Annotated in this window: 15 protein-coding genes; 4 read left to right on the top strand and 11 right to left on the bottom strand. The window is 66.3% G+C overall.

Going from position 1 to position 21,308, the window contains the following annotated elements:
• The first annotated feature begins 36 nt into the window (after window positions 1-36).
• The 4 genes from ABRP17_RS00810 to ABRP17_RS00795 all read left to right on the top strand — a co-directional run bounded on the left by ABRP17_RS00810 (window position 37) and on the right by ABRP17_RS00795 (window position 4,068).
• Window positions 37-261 carry an AbrB/MazE/SpoVT family DNA-binding domain-containing protein gene (locus tag ABRP17_RS00810; RefSeq protein ID WP_057687522.1) on the top strand — a complete coding sequence of 75 codons (225 nt, stop codon included), beginning with the start codon at window positions 37-39 and terminating at the stop codon, window positions 259-261.
• A gap of 7 nt (window positions 262-268) precedes the next feature.
• Window positions 269-667, top strand: a complete 399-nt coding sequence (locus tag ABRP17_RS00805) for a type II toxin-antitoxin system VapC family toxin (RefSeq protein WP_188327288.1) — start codon at window positions 269-271, stop codon at window positions 665-667.
• A gap of 61 nt (window positions 668-728) precedes the next feature.
• Complete coding sequence (gene acnB, locus ABRP17_RS00800; RefSeq protein ID WP_349986073.1) at window positions 729-3,320, top strand: bifunctional aconitate hydratase 2/2-methylisocitrate dehydratase; 2,592 nt, start codon at window positions 729-731, stop codon at window positions 3,318-3,320.
• 472 nt (window positions 3,321-3,792) lie between these two features.
• The gene (locus ABRP17_RS00795) at window positions 3,793-4,068 is read left to right on the top strand and encodes a hypothetical protein (protein ID WP_188324146.1); all 276 of its coding nucleotides are present in this window, start codon (window positions 3,793-3,795) and stop codon (window positions 4,066-4,068) included.
• 172 nt (window positions 4,069-4,240) lie between these two features.
• Here the strand turns inward: ABRP17_RS00795 and ABRP17_RS00790 are convergent, their stop codons facing one another.
• From ABRP17_RS00790 to ABRP17_RS00740, 11 genes are all read right to left on the bottom strand, one after another.
• Window positions 4,241-5,314 (bottom strand): chemotaxis response regulator protein-glutamate methylesterase, encoded by a 1,074-nt coding sequence (locus ABRP17_RS00790; RefSeq protein WP_188324144.1) that lies wholly within the window; start codon window positions 5,312-5,314, stop codon window positions 4,241-4,243.
• Window positions 5,311-5,910, bottom strand: coding sequence for a chemoreceptor glutamine deamidase CheD (cheD, locus tag ABRP17_RS00785; RefSeq protein ID WP_188324143.1), 600 nt, complete (start codon window positions 5,908-5,910; stop codon window positions 5,311-5,313). The genes ABRP17_RS00790 and cheD overlap by 4 nt, the downstream gene beginning before the upstream one ends.
• Window positions 5,907-6,773, bottom strand: coding sequence for a CheR family methyltransferase (locus tag ABRP17_RS00780; protein WP_188327287.1), 867 nt, complete (start codon window positions 6,771-6,773; stop codon window positions 5,907-5,909). Before ABRP17_RS00780 ends, cheD begins: the two co-directional genes overlap by 4 nt.
• Window positions 6,774-6,832: 59 nt before the next feature.
• On the bottom strand, window positions 6,833-9,115 hold the full coding sequence (locus tag ABRP17_RS00775) for a methyl-accepting chemotaxis protein (protein ID WP_349986074.1): 2,283 nt from the start codon (window positions 9,113-9,115) through the stop codon (window positions 6,833-6,835).
• A 400-nt stretch (window positions 9,116-9,515) separates the two neighbouring features.
• Window positions 9,516-11,879, bottom strand: a complete 2,364-nt coding sequence (locus ABRP17_RS00770) for a methyl-accepting chemotaxis protein (RefSeq protein WP_349986076.1) — start codon at window positions 11,877-11,879, stop codon at window positions 9,516-9,518.
• Between the two features lie 96 nt (window positions 11,880-11,975).
• Complete coding sequence (locus ABRP17_RS00765) at window positions 11,976-12,356, bottom strand: hypothetical protein (protein WP_188324140.1); 381 nt, start codon at window positions 12,354-12,356, stop codon at window positions 11,976-11,978.
• Window positions 12,357-12,484: 128 nt separating this feature from the next.
• A complete protein-coding gene (locus tag ABRP17_RS00760; RefSeq protein WP_188324139.1) occupies window positions 12,485-12,976 on the bottom strand; it encodes a chemotaxis protein CheW in 492 nt (163 codons plus the stop codon).
• A 247-nt stretch (window positions 12,977-13,223) separates the two neighbouring features.
• The gene (locus tag ABRP17_RS00755; RefSeq protein ID WP_349986078.1) at window positions 13,224-14,003 is read right to left on the bottom strand and encodes a flagellar brake protein; all 780 of its coding nucleotides are present in this window, start codon (window positions 14,001-14,003) and stop codon (window positions 13,224-13,226) included.
• Between the two features lie 203 nt (window positions 14,004-14,206).
• Complete coding sequence (locus tag ABRP17_RS00750; RefSeq protein ID WP_349986079.1) at window positions 14,207-16,399, bottom strand: methyl-accepting chemotaxis protein; 2,193 nt, start codon at window positions 16,397-16,399, stop codon at window positions 14,207-14,209.
• Window positions 16,400-16,700: 301 nt separating this feature from the next.
• On the bottom strand, window positions 16,701-18,935 hold the full coding sequence (locus tag ABRP17_RS00745; RefSeq protein WP_349986081.1) for a methyl-accepting chemotaxis protein: 2,235 nt from the start codon (window positions 18,933-18,935) through the stop codon (window positions 16,701-16,703).
• A 353-nt stretch (window positions 18,936-19,288) separates the two neighbouring features.
• Window positions 19,289-21,274 carry a chemotaxis protein CheA gene (locus ABRP17_RS00740; RefSeq protein WP_349986083.1) on the bottom strand — a complete coding sequence of 662 codons (1,986 nt, stop codon included), beginning with the start codon at window positions 21,272-21,274 and terminating at the stop codon, window positions 19,289-19,291.
• Window positions 21,275-21,308 lie beyond the last annotated feature (34 nt).

The following is a 21,308-nucleotide window of genomic DNA, read 5'->3' as shown; positions in this document are numbered from 1 at the left end:
TATGTATAATTCATGCATACCGAAGAGGGCCTACCCATGGAAGCCACCGTAGCTGAACGCGGACAGATCACCTTGCCGAAGGCGGTCCGCGATGCGCTGGGCCTGACCAAGGGCACCCAGCTCACCGTGGAGCTGGAGGGCGGCCGGATCATCCTGCGCAAGAGCGTGGATGACGCCATCTCGCGTGCCCGTGGCAAGTTCGCGCTGGATGGCTTTGACAGCACCGACGCTGCGGTGAAGGCCGTCCGTGACGAACAGTAAGCCCGCCATGATCGCCGTGGATTCGCCGGTGCTGATCGAGCTGCTCAGCAATGGCGCGCAGGCCGATGCCGTCGAGGCCTGCCTCCGCCAGAGCCTGGTCGGTGGCCGCGTGGTGGTCTGCGGGGCGACGCTGGCCGAGGTCTGCGCCGCGCTGCGTGGCGGTGCCGAAGTGCTGGAGGCGCTGGAAGAGATGGGTGTGCATTTCAATGCGCTGGAAGCCAAGTCCGCCCTGCGCGCCGGCGAAATGCAGCGCCGTCATCGGCAGCGCGGCAACGAGCGCCGCAGCCTTGATGGCTTCATGGTCGGCGCCCATGCCCTGCTGCAGTGCGATGGCCTGATCACCTGGAACGACACGTTTTACCGAGATTACTTCAAGGGCCTGAAGCTGATCGTGCCGCAGGCCTGAGCGAAACCGTTTTACCGCTTCATCCATTCGTTGTATTCACCGCATTACCCCGGGAGTTGTCATGTTGGAAGCCTACCGCCACCACGTCGCCGAGCGCGCTGCGCTTGGCATCCCGCCCCTGCCGCTGACCGCGCAGCAGACGGCCGATGTCATTGAACTGTTGAAGAATCCGCCCGCTGGCGAAGCCGAATTCCTGGTCGAGCTGCTGACCCACCGCGTGCCGGCCGGCGTTGATGACGCCGCCAAGGTCAAGGCGTCGTACCTGGCGGCCATCGCCTTTGGCAGCGAGCAGACTCCGCTGATCAGCCGCGAGCGCGCCACCGAACTGCTGGGCACCATGCTCGGCGGTTACAACGTCGCCCCGCTGGTCCAGCTGCTGGACGACACCGCGGTCGGTGGCATCGCCGCCACGGCGCTGAAGAACACGCTGCTGGTGTTCGATGCCTTCCACGACGTGCAGGAAAAGGCCAACGCCGGCAATGCCAACGCGAAGTCCGTGCTGCAGAGCTGGGCCGACGCCGAATGGTTCACCAGCCGTCCCGAAGTCGCGCAGAGCATGACCCTGACCGTGTTCAAGGTGCCGGGCGAAACCAATACCGACGACCTGTCGCCGGCACCGGATGCGACCACGCGCCCGGACATCCCGCTGCACGCCTTGGCGATGCTGAAGAACAAGCGTCCCGATGCGGCCTTTGTGCCGGAAGAAGACGGCAAGCGCGGTCCGATCCAGGAAATCCTGTCGCTGAAGGACAAGGGCCACCTTGTTGCCTACGTGGGCGACGTGGTGGGTACCGGTTCCTCGCGCAAGTCGGCCACCAACAGCGTGCTGTGGTTCACCGGTGAAGACATTCCGTTCATCCCGAACAAGCGCTTCGGCGGTGTCTGCCTGGGGTCGAAGATCGCCCCGATCTTCTACAACACCATGGAAGATGCCGGCGCGCTGCCGATCGAGCTGGACGTCACGCAGATGGAGCACGGTGATGTCATCGAGCTGCGCCCGTACGACGGCAAGGCGCTGAAGAACGGCGAAGTGATCGCTGAGTTCCAGGTGAAGTCGGACGTGCTGTTTGACGAAGTGCGTGCCGGTGGACGCATCCCGCTGATCGTCGGTCGTGGCCTGACCGCCAAGGCGCGCGAAGCGCTGGGCATGCCGGTCACCGATCTGTTCCGCCTGCCGGTGCAGCCGGCCGACACCGGCAAGGGGTTCTCGCTGGCGCAGAAGATGGTCGGCCGCGCGTGCGGTCTGCCGGAAGGCCAGGGCATGCGCCCGGGCACCTACTGCGAACCGAAGATGACCTCGGTGGGTTCGCAGGACACCACCGGTCCGATGACCCGTGACGAGCTGAAAGACCTGGCCTGCCTGGGCTTCTCCGCCGACCTGGTGATGCAGTCGTTCTGCCACACCGCGGCCTATCCGAAGCCGGTCGACGTCAAGACCCACCACACCCTGCCGGAGTTCATCTCCACCCGCGGTGGCATCTCGCTGCGTCCGGGCGATGGCGTGATCCACAGCTGGCTCAACCGCATGCTGCTGCCCGACACCGTCGGCACCGGCGGCGACTCGCACACCCGTTTCCCGGTGGGCATTTCGTTCCCGGCCGGTTCGGGCCTGGTGGCCTTCGCCGCTGCCACCGGCGTGATGCCGCTGGACATGCCGGAATCGGTGCTGGTGCGCTTCAAGGGCAAGATGCAGCCGGGCGTGACCCTGCGCGATCTGGTCAACGCGATCCCGCTGTACGCGATCAAGTCGGGTCTGCTGACGGTGGCCAAGGCTGGCAAGAAGAACATCTTCTCCGGCCGCATCCTGGAAATCGAAGGTCTGCCGGACCTGAAGGTCGAGCAGGCGTTCGAGCTGTCCGATGCCTCAGCCGAGCGTTCGGCCGCCGGTTGCTCGGTGCACCTGGACAAGGCACCGATCATTGAGTACCTGACCAGCAACATCACCCTGCTGAAGTGGATGATCACCGAGGGATATCAGGACCCGCGTTCGCTGCAGCGTCGCATCGACAAGATGGAAGCCTGGCTGGCCGATCCGCAGCTGCTGGCACCGGACGCCGATGCCGAGTACGCCGCGGTGATCGAGATCGACCTGGCCGACATCCACGAGCCGATCGTGGCGTGCCCGAACGACCCGGACGACGTCAAGACGCTGTCCGAAGTGGCCGGTGCCAAGATCGACGAAGTGTTCATCGGTTCGTGCATGACCAACATCGGTCACTTCCGCGCGGCGGCCAAGCTGCTGGAAGGCAAGCGTGACATCCCGACCAAGCTGTGGGTGGCCCCGCCGACCAAGATGGACGCGTCCGAGCTGACCCGCGAGGGCCATTACGGCACCTTCGGCAGCGCCGGTGCGCGAATGGAAATGCCGGGCTGCTCGCTGTGCATGGGCAACCAGGCGCAGGTGCGCGAGGGCGCGACGGTGTTCTCGACCTCGACCCGCAACTTCCCGAACCGTCTGGGCCGCAACTCGAACGTGTACCTGGGTTCGGCGGAACTGGCGGCGATCTGCTCGCGCCTGGGCCGTATTCCGACCAAGGAAGAGTACATGGCGGACGTGGGCGTGCTGGAAGCCAGCGGCGCGGAGATCTACCGTTACATGAACTTCGATCAGATCGAGGAGTATCAGGAAGCCGGCAAGTCGGTCGCTGCCTGATTGCGGTAGCGCCGACGTCGGTCGGCGCCTGCTGATACAGAACCCCCGGTGCAAGCCGGGGGTTTTTTATTGCGTGCAGAGCGGGGGGGGCCAGGGGCGGTGGTAGAGCCGACTTCAGTCGGCTGCTCTTTCCCGCTACCCCGTGACACTGACGCGAACCGCATCAGCCGAACGATGCACAAGGCGGCTCGATTGCAACTCCGCCCATGTACGGTGCGTCGTCGTGTGGTCACGCTGGACGTGCTGGTGCGCCATCGCACCGGTCGGGATTGCCGTCCTGGAAAACCTCACAAACAGCTCTGTTGGTCCCCTTGGGAAACACGGAGCATGCACTGGCCTGCCGATTCCATGGCGGGTGGTGCGTGGGGATCTTTAGATCCGCCGGTTTGTGAGGTTATCCGGTACGGCAACCCGCATCGCCCGCCGCCTTGCGCATCTGCGCAGGCGGCCTCCATGCATGTGAGGTCCAACGTTGAATACCGCATCTCCCACGACGCAGGAAGCAGAATCCGCCATCGCCGATGAGCTCAACGCCCGGCTGCATGCACATCCTGTGGATGGCGACTGCCTGGTGGCGGCGCTGCTGCTGATGGCAGAGCAGCGCGGAATCAGCGGCGTGGCGCGCAGCTGTGGCATGAGCAACGGCACGTTCCGGCGGCAGTTCCGCAATGCCCGCGGATTGCCGTTGTCCACGGTGCTGCGCGTGCTGCAGTCGCTAGGTTGGCAACTGCAGGTGCAGGTCCGGTAGCGCCGAGCCATGCTCGGCGGAAAGCATCAGGGTGCATCAGCAAAAAGCCGCCGACCATGGGTCGGCGCTACCAAGGCGCTGACGGCCAGCGGCCGTCACTACCTTTCCGCAGCCGGGTAGCTGTCCGGGCGCATCCGCAAACAGCCGCCGACCATGGATCGGCGCTACCGGCTTACGTGCGCGACAGCGCCAGCAGGCGTTCGGCGATCTTCTCCAGCGGCAGCTGCTCTTCGGCCGCGCCGAGCTTGAACGCGGCGCCCGGCATGCCCCAGACCACGGACGTGGCTTCGTCCTGCACCAGTGTCGGCGCGCCGGCCTGGCGCAGCTGCAGCAGGCCGCGTGCGCCGTCATCGCCCATGCCGGTCAGGATCACCCCGATCGCATTGGCGCCTGCACTCTGTGCCACCGACTGGAACAGCACGTCCACCGCCGGCTTGTGCCGGTTCACGGGCGGGCCATCGTCGATGCGGCAGCGCCAGCGGGCACCGTCGCGGATCACCCGCAGGTGCTTGCCGCCCGGCGGCAGGTAGGCGTGGCCCGGCAGTACCGCTTCGCCGTCGGTGGCCTCGCGCACGGCCATGGCCGAGTGCCGGTCCAGCCGTTCGGCGAACGCAGTGCTGAACGTGGCCGGCAGGTGCTGGGTCATCACCACGGCCGGGGCATCGGCGGGCAAGCCTTCCAGCACCACGCGCAGTGCCTCGGTGCCGCCGGCGGAGGCGCCGATGGCGATCAGCCGGTCCGTGGTGCGGAACTGTGACGGCCGCGGCGCAGTGGGCGTGCCCGTGGACGCCAACGTGAGTTTCGGTGCCACCGGTGCACGCACCAATGCGCGTACCCGCGAGCGCGAGGCGGTCTTCACCTTCTCGATGATTTCATCCGCATACCCCTGCAGCCCGCGGGTCACGTCGAGTTTCGGTTTGGACACGAAATCCACTGCGCCCAGCGCCAATGCCTGCAGCGTGGTGTCCGCGCCGCGTTCGGTCAGCGATGAGATCATCACCACCGGCAGCGGGTGCAGACGCATCAGGTTCTCCAGGAAGGCCAGGCCGTCCATGCGCGGCATTTCCACGTCCAGCGTGATCACGTCCGGCGCCAGCCGCTTGATCTTCTCGCGCGCCAGCAGCGGATCGGCCGCGGTGCCCACCACTTCAATGCCCGGATCGCTGGCGAGGATCTCAGTCAGTATCTGCCGCACCACGGCAGAGTCGTCCACGATCAAGACGCGGCACGGTTGCTCCAGGCTCATTCGAACAGCTCCACACCACCGGTGACCGGTGCCTTAGACAGACGGGCACGCACCGCCGATTCGGTTGCCGCCACTTCGGCCTCGTGCGCGTGTGGCAGGCGGTTCACCACGACGCGCCCGCTATCGGCGAAGAACCATATCTTGCGCGGATGGATGCCGCACAGGTCTTCGGCAATGATCGGGATGTGTTCGGCCTGCAGGTACTGGCGCACGAACTCGGCGTTGCGGGTACCGACCGGATTGCTGGTGAAACCTTTCAACACGTTGGCGCCACCGAACACTTTGGCCTCCAGGCGCTTGCGGTTGGCGCCGCGCTTGAGCAGGTCGTTGATCAGCAGTTCCATGGCGTAGCTGCCGTAGCGTGCGGGCGCGCCGTCGCCGACGTTGCCTTCCGGCAGCAGGAAGTGGTTCATGCCGCCGATGCGCAGCACCGGGTCGCGCAGGCAGGCGGCCACGCAGGAACCGAGGATGGTGGTCAGTGCGGTGTCATCGTCCACCACCAGGTACTGGGTAGGCAGCAGCTTGGCGGCGGTCACCTTGAAACGGCTGTCGTAGTACCGCATGACATCGTCTTCGCGCAGTGCGGCGGCACTCATACCGGGGCCCCCGGTGCGCGGCGGTACAAGGTGCGGCCGCACGGCTGGATCAGGTCGGCAGCGTGCAGATAGTTCTCCGAGTGACCGGTGTACAGCATCCCGTCATCGGCCAGATGCTTGACCAGCCTGCCCAGGATGTCGCGCTGGGTGGGCTTGTCGAAGTAGATCATCACGTTGCGGCAGAACAGCGCAGTGAACGGCCCACCGATGTCGAAACGTGGCGCCAGCAGGTTCAGCGGGCGGTAGTCAATCAGATCGCGCAGCGCGGGCACGACGCGGCACTGGCCATCATTGGGGCCCGTCCCGCGCTGGAAGTAGCGGCGGCGCAGGTCGGGCTCCAGCCCGGACACGCGATCGATCGCGTACACGCCGCGTGCTGCGGTGGCCAACACCTGCGTATCCACGTCGGTGGCCACGATGCGTACCGGCGGCTTCAGCGTGCCAAAGGCTTCACAGGCAGTGATGGCGATGGAGTAGGGCTCTTCGCCGGTGGACGCCGCGCAGGACCACAGCAGCAGCGGATTGGCGCTGGTCGCCGTGGCGGCACGTGCCATCAGCTCTTCGCGCAGTTTCTCGAAGTGATGCGGCTCGCGGAAGAAGGCGGTGAGGTTGGTGGTCAATGCGTTGGTGAACGCCTGCCATTCGTCATCGCCGCCGTTTTCCAGCAGGTCCAGGTACTGCTGGAAGCTGCGCAGGCCGAGCGCACGCAGGCGCCGCGACAAGCGGCCGTAGACCATGTCGCGCTTGGCGGGGGCCAGCGCGATGCCGGCCCGCTGGTGGATGAGTTCGCAGACACGGCGGAAATCGCGGTCGGCGAAGTCGAACTCGCGGTTGTCACTGCGGATGATCGGGGAGGCGGGCAGGGTCACAGGGTGTGTCCAGAGCGGGGACGGTGGCGCGGGACAAGCCCACGCCGGACGGATCAGAATTCCTGCCAGTTGCCATCGTCAGGGGTCGACAGCGCACGCGGCGTCGCAGGCGCGCGGGCCGGCGGACGGGCGGCCGCGCGGGATGCGGCGGGTGCCGGGGTGGATGCGCGATGCGCCGGGCTCTCGATGCGCTCGGCCACGGCGCGCACGGCGGCGTTGACCTGGTTGTCCAGACGGAAGATCGCCACGGCATCGGCGAGCTGGGTGGCCTGTTCTTCCATAGCCCGCGCGGCGGCAGTGGCTTCTTCGACCAGCGCGGCATTCTGCTGGGTGGTTTCGTCCATCTGCACCACGGTCTGGTTGACCTGTTCGATGCCGGCGGACTGCTCCTGCGATGCCGCGGAGATCTCGGCCATGATGTCGGTGACGCGCTGCACCGAGGCGACGATCTCGCCCATGGTGGCACCGGCCTTGTTCACCAGTGCCGAGCCGTCGGCCACGTTGGTGACTGAGTCATCGATCAGGCCCTTGATCTCCTTGGCCGCCGCAGCCGAGCGCTGGGCGAGGGTGCGGACTTCGCTGGCGACAACGGCGAAACCGCGGCCTTGTTCACCGGCGCGCGCCGCTTCCACCGCAGCGTTCAACGCCAGGATGTTGGTCTGGAAGGCGATGCCGTCGATGACGGTGATGATCTCGGCGATTTTCTTTGACGAGGTCTGGATGGCGGACATGGTGGTGACCACCTGGCCCACGACGTCGCCACCCTGCGAGGCGACGGATGCCGCGCCGATGGCCAGCTGGTTGGCTTGGCGTGCGTGCTCGGCGTTCTGGCGCACGGTGGAGGTCAGTTCCTCCATCGAGGCAGCGGTTTCTTCCAGGTTGGCGGCCTGCTGTTCGGTACGGCGCGACAGATCGCTGTTGCCGCTGGCGATTTCACCGGCGGCCAAGGTGATGCTGCTGGTGGCGCCCTGGATCTGGCCGACGATCTGGGTCAGCTGGATCACCGTGGCATTGGCATCGTCGCGCATCCGCGCAAACACGCCCTGGAACTCGCCGTGCATGCGGGCGGTCAGGTCGCCTTCGGCGATGGCGGACAGCAGGCGCGACAGCTTGCCCAGGTTGTCATCGCTGACGGCGGTCATGGCGTTGAGGTTTTCGACCATGGCACGGAAGTCGTGCTCGAACGAGGCCGCATCGCCGCGCTGGCTGAAATCACCGGCCGCCGCCGCACCAGCCAAGCGCTTGATCTCGGCGTTGATACGGGCGAGGTTGGCCTTTACGGCGTCCACGGTCGTGGTGATGGCCGCCTTCTCACCCGGATAGCGGGCGATATCGGTACGCAGATCGCCAACGGCGTACTGCTGCACCACGCCCAGCACATCGTGCAGGGTCTGCACGTGGTTGCCGACGAGGGTGTTGGTGTCACGCACCATCTGCCCGTACTCGCCGGGCACGGTGCTGGCGTCGATACGGTAGGACAGCTCGCCTGACTCGTGGCGGCGGGCCATCTCCCGCTGTCCACCGATTACCGCGTGCAGCTGATCCTGCATGCGCGACATGCTGTGCAGCAGGCGGCCGGTTTCATCGTGCGGCTGGTCGCCGATGGTGTTGTCCAACTTGCCGGCGGCAATGCCTTCGGCTACCAGGGTCGCCTTGCGCAGCGGGGTGGCGATGCGGCTGCCGATCACCCAGCTCAGCGCCAGCACCAGCAGCACGACGAGGCCGCCGGTCAGCGCCATGATCAGGGTGAAGGTCCATGCCTGCGCCTGCACGTCGTCCATATAGACGCCACTGGTGACCACCCACTGCCACGGCGCGAACATGTGCGCGTAGGTGACCTTGTCGATGGGCTTCTCGGCGCCGGGCTTGTTGGTCTGGTAGTAGGTGTAGCCGCCGCCGATGCGCGCCATGCCCACCTGCAGGTAGTACAGCGGCACCCCGTCGACCGATGTGTAGTCCTTCTGCACGCTGCCGACACGTTCGGGCTTGAACGGGTGCATCAGCAGCACGTAGTTCGTGTCCAGCACGTTGTAGTAGTAGGCATCGTCCTGGGCGCGCATGGCATCGATCGCCTGCAGCGCGGCGGCCTTGGCGGCTTCTTCGCTCAGCTCACCCTTGGCGGACAGACGCTGGTAATGGGTCAGCACGCCCTCGGCAAGCTCGACCTGGACGGCAAGCGATTCCTTGCGGGTTTCGGTCAGGTCCAGGTACTGCATACGCGCCGCCACGATGGACAGCGCGACGACGCCGATGGCGATCAGCACGGTCAACAGGTTGAGCTTGCGGCGGACCGGAAGGTTGTCGAAGTAGCGATGCCAGCGTTGCTTGAGCGTCATGGAGGGGGCCAGAACAGGGAAGGGGACGCGGTACTGCGTCAACCACGTTATCGGCCGCTGCGGCGGACAATTGAGTGCTTTGGTCGCGCCGCGCTTGTCTCGGCGGTTACTTCCTGCCGGCAACGCGATGCCTGACGGACGCCGCGCGGTGCGCTCGCCGAGCGTGGCTCGGCGCTACCAACGCTGCCCCGCGCCCAACATTCCCCGCGCGTGCGATCCCCGTTAGAGCCGACTTCAGTCGGCTGCCGTTCGCGTGACGCACGCGGTTCTCACGCCCGCTGGCCGTCCATGCCTTGCCGCTGCGCTCGCCGAGCGTGGCTCGGCGCTACCGGGTATCGCGGGCGGCGGGATAAAAAAAGGCCGGGCACATGGCCCGGCCTCATCCGAAGATGTCGTCGGATCAGAACTCTGCCCAGTCCCCTTCGGCCAGCTCGGCGGCGGGCTGGCGGGTGGCGGGACGACGCACTGTCGGCGCGGCGGAGGCGGCGGGTGCGGCGGCGCGCGGACGGGTGGCGGCCGGGGCCTCGTGCTGCACGTCCGACTCATCCAGGGTGAACACCGAAACGGCTTCACTCAGGTGGCCGGCCTGTTCTTCCATGGCCCGCGCGGCGGCGGTGGCTTCTTCCACCAGCGCGGCGTTCTGCTGGGTGGTTTCATCCATCTGCACGACGGTCTGGTTCACCTGTTCGATGCCGGCGGACTGTTCCTGCGAGGCGGCGGAGATCTCGGACATGATGTCGGTCACGCGCTGCACCGAGGCGACGATTTCACTCATGGTGGCACCGGCCTTGTTGACCAGGGCAGAGCCATCGGCGACCTTGCCGACCGAGTCGTCGATCAGGCCCTTGATCTCCTTGGCGGCAGCGGCGGAGCGCTGGGCCAGGGTGCGCACTTCGCTGGCGACCACGGCGAAGCCACGGCCCTGCTCACCTGCACGGGCGGCTTCCACCGCGGCATTCAGTGCCAGGATGTTGGTCTGGAACGCGATGCCGTCGATGACCGAGATGATTTCAGCAATCTTCTTGGAGGAGGTCTGGATGGCCGACATGGTGGTGACCACCTGGCCGACCACTTCGCCGCCCTGCGAGGCGACACCGGCGGCGCCGATGGCGAGCTGGTTGGCCTGGCGTGCGTGCTCGGCGTTCTGGCGCACGGTGGAGGTCAGTTCCTCCATCGATGCGGCGGTTTCTTCCAGGTTCGCGGCCTGCTGTTCGGTACGGCGCGACAGATCGCTGTTGCCGCTGGCGATCTCACCGGCGGCCGAGTTGATGGCGCGGCTGGAGTGCTTGATGCGGGTGACGATGCCACTGAGCTGTTCGGCGGTGGCGTTGGCGTCGTCGCGCATCTGGGCGAACACGCCCTGGTAGTCGCCCTGCATGCGGGCGGTCAGGTCGCCGCGTGACAGGGCGGCAAGCAGCTGCGAGATCTGCTCGATGCTACTGGCATTGGCGTTGAGCAGCCCGTTGATCTGGTTGGCCAGCTGCAGGAAGAAGCCGTCCTTGCCTTCGCTGCCGACACGGCCAGTGAGGTCGCCTGCGGCGGCGCGGGCAATCACCTGCGCGACTTCCGCTTCCACGGCAGCTTCCGGGGTCCGGTCGCGCCATTCGGTCACATGGCCGACGGTGTCGCCGTCTTCGTTGCGGATGGTGGTGATGACCTGGGCGAACTGCGCCTGGCCATACTGGACTTCGCGGCGGGCGACGCCGGTCTTGGCCAGCTCGGCCATGACGGCCGCATCGGCTTGGCCACCGTGTTCCAGCTCGGCGACCGGGCGGCCGACCAGCGGTGCTTCGGGGTCGAAGCCCGGCAGGTCCTTGCGCAGTTCGTCGGCATGCTCGACGAGCGACTGCTGGAGCGCGCTGTTGGCGTAGACGATCTGCTGGTTCGCATCGCTGAGGAACACACCGGTAGAGCTGTAATCCAGCGCGGTGCGGATGCGCAGGTTCTCGCTGGCGATGGCTTCGTCGCGTTCGATACGCTCGCGCAGGTCGCGCTGCATGCGCTGCATGGCCTGCATCAGGTCGCCGACTTCATCCGAGCGCGAGGTGTCGATGTGGCCGTCCAGCTTGCCGCTGGCGACTTCGTTGGCAACGCTGACCGCGCCGCGGACACTGCCCACCAGGGAGCGGGCGAACAGATACACCAGTACCAGGCCGAGTGCTGCGCCGCCCAGTAGCGCGATCAGCATCAGCATCGACGAGGTGGCATAGGCGGAGGTGGCCTCGTCGCGCGCGGCGCGGGCAAGGCGGTTGTCTTCGGCGATCAGGGCTTCCAGGGCCGCTGACGACTTGTTGTGCAGGGTGCGCGTTTCACCGACGAAGGTATCGATGGCATCGTCGGGCAGCTGCAGTTCCAGCATCTCGCTGACCGAATCATAGGAGGTCAGGGTCTGGTTCCAGTCCTTGACGAAGGTGTCGAACAGGGCCTTCTGCTGCGCCCCATCGACCAGGGCCGGATAGGCCTTGATGGAGGTGTCCAGCTGCTTGCGCAGGTCTGCCGCACGCGTGCGTGCTTCGGCCTTGACGTCATCGCTGGCACGGATCAGCTGCTGGTAGGAGGCGCTGCGATACTCACCCAGCACGCCCCGCATTTCGCCGGCCGTGCGGATGCTTTCCATCCGCTTGCCGGCCAGCGTCGTCGTCACGTCGTTGAGCGAGTCCAGGCCACGGTAGGCCACGATGCCCTGAAGCAGCATCACCAGCAGGAGGACACCAAAGGTGGCCATCAGCTTGGGCATCAGTTTGAGGTTGTTGATCCAGGGCATGGGCGTTGCACTCTCCAAAGGCGGACGCGTCCGGACCACCATGGTCCGGGTGCAGCAGCCACGCCGGACGGGCCGGCGTGGCAGGACAGGCCGGTATTACTTGATGTCGGCCAGCTTCAGGCCAGCCGGCGAGCTGACTTCGATTTCAGCACGCGAGGCATCACGCTCGATCTTGCCGATCACGCAGACGGTCTTGCCTTCCAGGGTTTCCAGCGGGAAGCTGAACTTGCCGCGGTTGGCGCCGGCGATGCGCGCGGAGAAGGTGTGGCGCGGGAACGCACCGCCCATGTACAGGAAGGTCGGCGACCCTTCCGAGCCTTCAGCGAAGCGGGCCTTTTCCACCTTGCCGCAGACCATGCCGTCCTTGCCGACCTGGCGGGCTGCCATTTCCGGCGGAATCATGGCCGACTGCGCGGAGGCGGTGAGGGCGGTGGCGGCCAGCAGGGTGGCAGACGCAAAAGCGAGCAGGGACTTCATCGACGGGTACTCCAGTAAGAAGAATGGTGATCGGGTGGCCGGCCTGGCGCGTTCCATCGCGGGCGGTCCTGACTCCCCTATCGGCCGTTGCAGGTGGAACTGAAGGATTTTGTTTTGATCGGTGACGATCAGGCAGCGACTTCTTCCAGCGCAGCGGGCTGACCCATGTCAGCGCTGTCGAGCAGGGTTTCGATGTCCAGCAAAATCAGCATGCGGTCGTCCTGGGTGCCGATGCCCGAGATGAAACGGGTATCGACGGCGGCGCCGAATTCGGGGGTCGGGCGGATCTGCTCTGCGGCCAGCGGGATCACATCGGACACGCTGTCCACCACGATGCCGACGACGCGGTCTTCCACGTTCAGCACGATCATCACGGTGAAGGCGTCGTAGCGGGCATTTTCCAGGCGCAGCTTCAGGCGCAGGTCGATGACCGGCACGATGGTGCCGCGCAGGTTGATGACGCCCTTGATGTAATCCGGTGCGTCCGGCACGCGGGTCACCGCGTCATAGCCGCGGATTTCCTGCACCTTGAGGATGTCCACGCCGTAGTGCTCGTCGCCGAGGGTGAAGCTGAGGAACTCGCCGCCGGTATCGGCGTGGGCCTGGTTCTTGTCGTTCATCGAGGGTGTCCTGGGTGCCGTGATTCGCGGTCTCAGGCTCGGTATCGGCTGCTGCTGCCACGACTTTAGCGCTGACCTGCAACGGCGGCCGTAGTGCCGGCCCGTAATGCGGATCTATAACGCCGACTGGTAGTGCCGACTTCAGTCGGCACCGTCAACAGGACAAGCAGCCGGCTGAAGCCGGCTCTACCGGGGTATCAGCAAGCAGCCGGCTGAAGCAGGCTCTACCGGGGTGCCAGTCCGCCGGCTACGATTCGCCGTTCTTGCGGGCGCTGCGCTGGCGGTCGATGCGGAAGATGTAGCGCTGGATGGTGCTGTCGCCGCCGCGCGGCAGGCGGTCGAAGCGCAGGCCGACGCGGTTCACTTCGACGCCGCTGGGCAGCTTCTGCACGCGCTCGTTGCAGGCGATCAGGCTGATCTGCAGGTCCGGACCATCCGGCACGGACAGCACGGCGTCGTAGCGCTTCTGCATCCCAAAGACGTTGTACTCGGCGGGCAGGGCTACCGCCAGTCCACCGCCGCTGATATCCACCACGCGCATAGACAGTGGCTCAGGCCGGCCATCGGCCGCAGGCAACAGCAGGTGGGGTGAGTCAGTGATCGGTGTCTCCAGCCGGTACATCTCGCGACGCTGCAGATGCACCATCTCGTCCGGCAGGCTGGCGCGGAAGGCGATATGGCGGCCGTTCTGCTCCCGCTGCACGATATCCACGCGGAAGCGCACCAGCACGCGATCCAGTTGGGCGAAGCACAACAGATAGCCGGCGGCCTCGGCGGCGCGGTTCGACGCCTCCTGCGGACTGCCATCGAGCATCAGCTGCTCTTCGTCCTCGTCGATTTCCAGTACGGCGGTGGGGAAGCTCTGATCGCGTCCACCAATATGGGCGTTGATCAGCGATCGGTGCTCGATCAGCTGACGGAGCAGTTGCCGCACCTGCAGCGGATTGCGCACGAGGAAACGCTCATCGGCGCTGTCGTCCTGCGCGGTAGGGTGTTCCTGTGCGTCGTCGTGGCTGCCTGCGGACATCGGTTCTGCGTTCGAGAGCGGGAAAAACCGTGACGTGCGGCACGGTGCGTCTTTCAGCATATCGGCAAAGCCGTGCGTTCCTGAAGCCCGCGACGCCGGCGTGTTACGCGGACACGTCCGGTAGCGCCGAGCCACGCTCGGCGAGCGCAGCGGCAGGGAGTTGACGGCCAGCGGCCGTCACTACCCAGCGGCCGTCACGTCCCTCAGGGCGCGTGCCCGGCGAGCTCCCGCAGCCGCCGCATCACGGCGGTTTCACCGTCGTCGGCCTGCAGGCGGAAACGTGCCACGGCTTCAGCCAGACGCGCGGCCTGTTCGCTCATCGCATGCGTGGCCTCGGTGGACGCTTCCACCAGAGCGCCGTTCTGCCGGGTGGACGCATCCATGTGGCTGATGCTCTGGTTGACCTGTTCTATGCCCGCGCTCTGCTCCTGCGATGCCGCCGCGATCTCGCCCATGATCTGGTTGACCTGCTGCACCGACTGCATGATCTCGTCCATGGTCGCGCCGGCACGCTGCACCAGTGTGGTCCCTTCGGTCACCTTGTCCACCGAGTCTTCGATCAGCCCCTTGATCTGCTTGGCGGCGTCTGCCGAGCGCTGTGCGAGCACGCGCACCTCCGAGGCCACGACAGCAAAACCACGACCTTGTTCACCGGCACGCGCGGCTTCGACCGCAGCGTTCAGCGCCAGGATGTTGGTCTGGAAGGAAATGCCGTCGATGACCGAGATGATTTCAGCAATGCGTCGTGACGCGCGCTCGATGTCGGACATGGTGTTCACCACGTTGCCGACGACCGCGCCACCGGCAGCCGCCACGTCCGCAGCGCCGCTGGCGACGCGGTTGGCGGTACGCGCATGTTCGGCATTCTGCCGCACCGCAGCGGTCAGTTCTTCCATTGTCGCCGCGGTTTCTTCCAGGCTGGCGGCCTGCTGCTCCGTGCGGCTGGCAAGGTGCTCATTGCCCTGCGCGAGACCGGATGCGGTGTGGTTGATGTGGCTGGACGCATCCTTGATGCTGCCGACGATGCCGGTCAGCTGGTCGACGGTGGCGTTGGCATCATCGCGGATGCGGGCGAAGACGCCGTGGAAGTCGCCCTCCATGCGCACCCTGAGATCGCCCCGCGACAGCGATGACAGCAGGGCGGATATCTGTTCGATGCTGGTGGCATTCGCATCCAACAGGGCATTGAGATGCTGTGCCAGCTGCAGGAAGAAGCCGGTCTTCCCTGCGCAGGCCACCCTGCCACTGAAATCACCGTCGGCCGCCGCCTGCACGATGCGGCCGAGCTCTTCTTCCACCTGCACTTCCACGGTGCGATCAGCCCATTCGACCACGAAGCCCTGGCGCTCTCCCTCGCCATTGATGATGGGGTTGACGATGAGCTGCAGCACGCGCCCGCCCACGCGGATCTGCGCGCGGTAGGTGGTGGTCAGCGTGTCCAGCAGCGCTGCCTGGTGGGCCGGGTTGCGGTGGAAGATATCGATGTTGCGGCCGAGCAGGTCGGCTGCACTGAACTGCGGCAGGTCGCGGCGCAGGTCGGCTTCGGCAGCGGCCAGCATCTTCTGCAGGGGACGGTTGACGAACACGATGTTGCGCTCACGGTCGGCAATCATCACGTTGGTGGTGACATCCTCCAGTGCGGAGCGGATGCGCAGCGTTTCGCCCAGCACCGCTTGTTCGCGCTCACGACGCTGCAGCAGCTGCGTGCTTGTCTGCACCAGGGCGCTCGCCAGCGAGTCCGCCGGGAACTGGCCTGCATGGATGCCGATGGGCAACGGCTGATCGGCCGCCACGCCACGGGCCAGCACGGCCAGCTGGCGCGGGTCATGGCCAAGCAGTACCAGCTGGCGACGCATCTGGATCGCCATCACCGACAGCAGCCCGGTCTCTATCACGACGTAGCTGGCATGCAGCACCAGCACACCGATGCCGCTGCCGGCGCTGAAGACCGGGTAGGGCAGGCCCCGCTGCTGCAGCCAGAAGAATGCAACGTGGTGGATCGCGATCGCCGCCGCCGCAACCACCAACGGCAGCCAGTCGCGGTAATACAGCAGCAGCGCGATCAAGACGATGACCGTGAAGTGGGTTTCAAGCAGTCCGTTGGTCTGGTGGATCAAGGTGGCGGCGAGCACCATCCAGCCCAGCGCCACCGTGCAGCGCGACAGCCGCGTGCCGGGCAGCAGCTGGACCTGTGCGGCGACCACCAGGGCCGTCGGCAGGCTGATCGCCAGGAAAGGCACCCAGATGCCTGCACGCAGGGCCAGGCCCATCGAGACCAGAGCGAGTACGGCGGTGAGGCCGAGGAACAGGCGGTCGGCGTCTGCGCCGAGGACCTGCAGGAAGGGAAGTTTTTCGTGACCGACGAATGACTCGGCGGTGCGGGAGGGTGCGGACATGCGCAATGCTCCTTTTGGCATGGACTGCGGTGTAGACACTCAGCGGCGGTCGTTGAACGCGACACACAGCGGAGCTGGGGATGTGCTGTTCTGGTGCCAGAGGGCGGGGACGGCCCAGCCGATCCAGCTGGCCAACAGCAGAAGGCCCACAAGCGCCCTCAGTGGGCGTCGGCGGGCAGTGGCTACCGGTTCGGCAGGTGCGTCCATGGCACTCCTTGCATCGGATGAGTGTGGTTGGATCCCTCCCGCGCGCGAGGGGGATCCAACACCGGGACGCGGCAGGGAGCGCGACCCGGGGTGATCAGAACTCCTGCCAGTCCCCTTCGCCCGCGAGGACGGGCTGGCGGATGACCGGCGCAGGCTTGCGGGCCGTCGTACGGGCTGCCGATGGTTTGGCTTTCGATGGCACGACGGGGGCCGCGGCGGCCGGGGTGTTGGCGGCACCGCCCGCGATACGGAACTGCGCGGCCGCATCGGTCAGCTGCATGGCCTGTTCTTCCATGGAGCGTGCGGCGGCAGTGGCTTCTTCCACCAGCGCGGCATTCTGCTGGGTGGTTTCATCCATCTGCACCACGGTCTGGTTGACCTGTTCGATGCCGGCAGACTGCTCCTGCGAGGCCGCGGAAATCTCGGCCATGATGTCGGTGACGCGCTGCACCGAGGCGACGATCTCGCCCATGGTGGCGCCGGCCCGGTGCACCAGTGCAGAGCCATCGGCCACCTTGTCGACGGATTCGTCGATCAGGCCCTTGATCTCTTTCGCGGCAGCGGCAGAGCGCTGTGCCAACGTGCGCACTTCGCTGGCCACCACGGCGAAACCGCGGCCCTGGTCACCGGCGCGGGCCGCTTCGACCGCGGCGTTCAATGCCAGGATGTTGGTCTGGAACGCGATGCCGTCGATCACCGAAATGATCTCGGCGATCTTCTTGGAAGACGCCTCGATCGCGCTCATGGTGCTGACGACCTGACCCACCACTTCGCCGCCCTGCGACGCGACACCGGCGGCGCCGATGGCAAGCTGGTTGGCCTGGCGCGCGTGCTCGGCGTTCTGGCGCACGGTGGAGGTAAGTTCCTCCATCGACGCCGCCGTTTCTTCCAGATTGGCGGCCTGCTGTTCGGTACGGCGCGACAGATCGTTGTTGCCGGCTGCGATTTCACTGGCTGCACCGCGGATGCTCTGCGCCGACACCTGGATGCGCGACACGATGCCGGTCAACTGGCTGACGGTGGTGTTGGCATCATCGCGCATCAGCGCGAATACACCGTGGAACTCGCCGTCCATGCGCGCGGTCAGGTCGCCGGCGGCGATCGCCTGCAGCAGCTGCGAGAGCTGCGACAGGTTGCCGTCGGCCACGTGCATCATGGTGTTCAGCTGCTCGATCATGAGCTTGAAGTCATGCTCGAAGCGGGACGCGTCGCCGCGCTGGCTGAAGTCACCAGCCGCCGCCGCGGAGGCCAGCTGCTGGATCTGCGTATTGATGGCCATCAGGCTGGCTTTTGCGGCATCCATCGATTCGTGCAGGATCGCGCGGGTGCCGGGCAGGCGTCGTGCATCCGGCGCCAGGTTGCCGGCGGCGTACTGGTTGAGCACGTCGATTGCATCGCGGATGGAATCAAGGTGCTCGAAGATCACGGTGTTGATGCCGTGCGCCAGCTCACCGTACACACCCGGGAAATCTTCCGGGATGCGGTGGTTGATGTCCGGGCCCGCATGCATTTCCACCATCTGCTGGGTCTGGCCGGAGAAACGGCGCAGGGTGGCGGTCATTTCGGCGGTCGCGGTCAGCATGCGGCCGGCTTCGTCGTTGCTGGTGGCCGGCGTACTGACACTCAGGTCACCGCGTGCAACCGCCTGGATGGCCTGCACGGCCTTGCCCAGTGGCACGGTGATGACGCGCGAAATAGTGACGGCCAGTGCTGCGGCGACCAGCGAGAGCAGCACCATCGCCGCGATGATGGCGACCATGCTGTTGCGGTGCGTGGCATTGGCGCGGGCGATGCCGGCGTCCATGACGGTGCCGCTGTAGGCGCTCAGCGCCTTGAGGTCTTCAAACAGTTTGCGACGCAGGGGGCGCGACTGCTCGTCGGACACCTGCTGGGCCAGCACCGCATCACCGTTTGCGCCTGCGGCACGCAGCTGTACGTTGGCGGCGAAATACGCATCGACGCCTGCCTTGACCTTGTCGAACAGCGCGCGCTCCTGCGCGTCGGCCTTCAGTACGGCGTAGGCGTCCAGCTCCTCACGGACGACCTTGGCGGTGGCGTCCATGCGGGTGTTGTAGTCGGCAACCTTCTCCGGCTTGTCCAGCATGGTCAGCTGGGCCATTTCGTAGGTGCGGAACTCGCCGAGCTGCGAACGCACCTCGCCCAGATGCTGCACGGAAGGAATGGCATCGATGGCCATGCCACGCAGCTGGGTGTTGGCTTCAGACAGGCGCAGCAGGGCGAAAGCGCCTACCACGAGGGTCATCAGGGTGGTCAGGGTGAATCCCACGGCCAGCTTGCGGGCAATGGGGAGATCGCGGAACCACTTCATGGGGGTGCTCCAGGGCAGGACGATGCGCCCGCGGCGGGGCCGTGGGAACTTTTCAGGAAAACGGCCCGCAATGGAGGGGGCATCATCACGCCGTCTACACAGATAGCGGCATCGCCGCGAGGATCTGTAGCGCGATCTGTTCGTCGGCAGCAATGCCCGGTAGCGCCGAGCCACGCTCGGCGAGCGCGCAGCGCGGCCTGTATCCGGCGTCGTGATTGCGGGCAGAAAAGCCGCCGAGCGTGGCTCGGCGCTACCGGACGTCAGCGCAGCGCGGGCTGTATCAGGCGTCGTGATTGCGGGCAGAAAAGCCGCCGAGCGTGGCTCGGCGCTACCGGAGGTCAGCGCAGCGCGGCTCAGGCCGCCTGCGGCACCCGCAGCGAGCGGACCAGGCCGCCGATGTCGACGATCAGGGCCACGCGGCCATCGCCGAGGATGGTCGCGCCGGACACGCCGCCGATGCGGCGGTAGTTGTTCTCGATGTTCTTCACGACAACCTGTTGCTGGCCGACCAGTTCGTCCACTTCCAGCGCGATCTTCTGGCCATCGCCTTCCACCACCACCACCAGCGACTCATCGCTGTGACGCTGGCCGTAGCCGTAGTACTCGCTCAACGACAGGATAGGCAGGTACTCGCCGCGCACGCGCAGCACGCGGCCTTCGCCGGCCATGGTGCGGATGTCGCTGGCTTGCGGCTGCAATGCTTCCAGTACATAGGCCAGCGGCAGGATCAAGGTTTCGCCCGCCACCGAAACGGTCATGCCGTCGAGGATGGCGAGGGTCAGCGGCAGGCGGATCAGCGTGCGCGTCCCGAAACCGGCGCGGCTTTCGATCTGCACTTCACCGCCCAGCGCCTGGATGTTGCGACGGACCACGTCCATGCCCACACCGCGGCCGGACAGGTCGGTCACGGCATCTGCCGTGGAGAAACCAGGCTGGAAGATCAGGTCCCAGACCTGCGAATCGGTGGGGTTGTCCGGCACGGCAAGGCCACGCTCGGCCGCCTTCGCCAGGATGCGTTCGCGGTTCAGGCCGTGGCCGTCGTCGCTGACTTCAATGACGATGTGGCCGCCCTGGTGTGATGCCGCCAACGTGATCGTGCCGGTTTCGTCCTTGCCCGCATTGCGGCGGAACTCCGGCATTTCCAACCCGTGGTCGATCGAGTTGCGCACCAGGTGGACCAGGGGATCGGCGATCTTTTCGATCAGGCCCTTGTCCAGCTCGGTGCCTTCGCCGATCGTCTTCAGGCGCACCTGCTTGCCCAATCGCGTGGAGAGGTCGCGGACCAGACGCGGGAAGCGGCGGAACACCGCATCCACCGGCAGCATGCGCACGCCGATGACCGCTTCCTGCAGGTCACGCGTGTTGCGCTCCAGCAGGTCCAGGCCGGCGAACAGGCGCTCGGCGTGGGCCGGGTCGATGTGGTTGGAGACCTGCTTGAGCATGGCCTGGGTGATGACGAGTTCGCCCACCAGATTGATCAGGGCGTCGACCTTGTCCACGCTCACCCGGATCGAAGTCTCTGCCTCGGCCGGCGGTGCGGCTGGCGCCGCGCTGGGGATGGCTGCTGCGATCGGTGCAGCGGCCGCCTGCGGGGCAACCTCGACCACCGGATCGAGGGCCAGGCTGGGCGGCGCGACCGGACGGATGTCCAGTTCGCAGTCATCGACCACCCAGGCGAAGGTGTCTTCGATCTGGCTGCGCTTGATCTTGCCGATCAGGCCGAGGTCCCATGCCAGGTGCGCTTCGAACGGATCCAGCTGCTCGAAGCCGGGCAGGCGTTCCATGCGGGCCTGCACCTGCAGCGGGCCGAGGTGCTCCAGCTCGCGGATGATCCGCAGCGGATCGTTGCCGCTCATGAACATCGACGGTGCCGGCGTAAAGCCGATCTGCCAGGCTTCCGGCTCGGCTTCAACGGCGGCAGCGGGCGCACTTGCGGCGGCGGCGGGCGCCTGCCCGGACAGAATACCTTCCAGGCGCGCCTTCATCGCGGCGACCACGGCCGGGTCGGCCTGCACGCCGTGTTCGGCTTCGCGCTGCAGGGCGCGCAGCACGTCCACCGATGCCAGCATGGCGTCGACGGCGTTGGCTTCCAGCGCGCGCTTGCCGGCACGCAGTTCGTCCAGCAGCGTTTCCAGCACATGGGTCAACGCGGCGATGGCATCGAAGCCGAAGGTGCCGGCGCCGCCCTTGATCGAGTGCGCGGCCCGGAACACCGAATTGATGATCTCTGCATCGTGCTGGCCGGATTCCAGGGTCAGCAGTCCAGCTTCCATCGCATCCAGCCCTTCGCGGCTTTCCTCGAAGAAGGTGGCGTGGAATCGTTGCAGGTCCATGCTCATGTCAGGTGTGTTCCAGGGGCGCGGGGGACGGGGG

Source organism: Stenotrophomonas sp. WHRI 8082 (assembly GCF_040223995.2).
GTDB lineage: Bacteria > Pseudomonadota > Gammaproteobacteria > Xanthomonadales > Xanthomonadaceae > Stenotrophomonas.
Note: the sequence above shows the minus strand (reverse complement) of the source record. Positions and strands in the feature narration are given on the sequence as shown.

Coding starts and splice junctions, on each gene's coding strand:
- ABRP17_RS00810 (WP_057687522.1), top strand. CDS start 37: ATGGAAGCCACCGTAGCTGAACGCGGACAGATCACCTTGCCGAAGGCG.
- ABRP17_RS00805 (WP_188327288.1), top strand. CDS start 269: ATGATCGCCGTGGATTCGCCGGTGCTGATCGAGCTGCTCAGCAATGGC.
- acnB (WP_349986073.1), top strand. CDS start 729: ATGTTGGAAGCCTACCGCCACCACGTCGCCGAGCGCGCTGCGCTTGGC.
- ABRP17_RS00790 (WP_188324144.1), bottom strand. CDS start 5,314: ATGAGCCTGGAGCAACCGTGCCGCGTCTTGATCGTGGACGACTCTGCC.
- cheD (WP_188324143.1), bottom strand. CDS start 5,910: ATGAGTGCCGCCGCACTGCGCGAAGACGATGTCATGCGGTACTACGAC.
- ABRP17_RS00775 (WP_349986074.1), bottom strand. CDS start 9,115: ATGACGCTCAAGCAACGCTGGCATCGCTACTTCGACAACCTTCCGGTC.
- ABRP17_RS00770 (WP_349986076.1), bottom strand. CDS start 11,879: ATGCCCTGGATCAACAACCTCAAACTGATGCCCAAGCTGATGGCCACC.
- ABRP17_RS00765 (WP_188324140.1), bottom strand. CDS start 12,356: ATGAAGTCCCTGCTCGCTTTTGCGTCTGCCACCCTGCTGGCCGCCACC.
- ABRP17_RS00760 (WP_188324139.1), bottom strand. CDS start 12,976: ATGAACGACAAGAACCAGGCCCACGCCGATACCGGCGGCGAGTTCCTC.
- ABRP17_RS00755 (WP_349986078.1), bottom strand. CDS start 14,003: ATGTCCGCAGGCAGCCACGACGACGCACAGGAACACCCTACCGCGCAG.
- ABRP17_RS00750 (WP_349986079.1), bottom strand. CDS start 16,399: ATGTCCGCACCCTCCCGCACCGCCGAGTCATTCGTCGGTCACGAAAAA.
- ABRP17_RS00745 (WP_349986081.1), bottom strand. CDS start 18,935: ATGAAGTGGTTCCGCGATCTCCCCATTGCCCGCAAGCTGGCCGTGGGA.
- ABRP17_RS00740 (WP_349986083.1), bottom strand. CDS start 21,274: ATGAGCATGGACCTGCAACGATTCCACGCCACCTTCTTCGAGGAAAGC.